The following is a 466-nucleotide window of genomic DNA, read 5'->3' on the forward strand; positions in this document are numbered from 1 at the left end:
CGATAATATCGCGCTGATTCTCACTACTGAATTTTTGCAAAAAGTGATTAGCTAACAGGGAAATATCTTCCCGGCGATCGCGCAGAGGCGGCAGTATTAAATGAATAACGTTAAGGCGATAAAAGAGATCTTCACGGAAGGTGCCTTCTTTTACCATTGCCTGCAAGTCGCGGTTGGTGGCAGCAATGATGCGGATATCAACTTTTATGGTCTGATGGCCGCCAATCCGTTCAAATTCCCGTTCCTGTAGAATGCGTAGTAATTTGGCTTGTAGTACCAGCGGCATTTCGCCAATGTCGTCGGGGAGCAGAGTACCTTCGTTGGCTCGTTCAAATAATCCCTGACGCAAGGTTTGTGCACCAGTAAATGCACCTTTTTCATGACCAAACAGTTCACTTTCGAGCAACGATTCCGGCAGCGCCGCGCAGTTGACTTTAATGAACGGCCCCTTTGCCCGCCGCGAATT

Annotated in this window: 1 protein-coding gene; it reads right to left on the minus strand. The window is 48.1% G+C overall.

Going from position 1 to position 466, the window contains the following annotated elements:
* Positions 1 to 466 (minus strand): sigma 54-interacting transcriptional regulator (locus K0039_RS25220; protein ID WP_228106872.1); only part of this gene is annotated, 466 nt, incomplete at both ends.

The organism is Terrisporobacter mayombei, from assembly GCF_020748465.1.
GTDB classification, from domain to species: domain Bacteria; phylum Bacillota; class Clostridia; order Peptostreptococcales; family Peptostreptococcaceae; genus Terrisporobacter; species Terrisporobacter mayombei.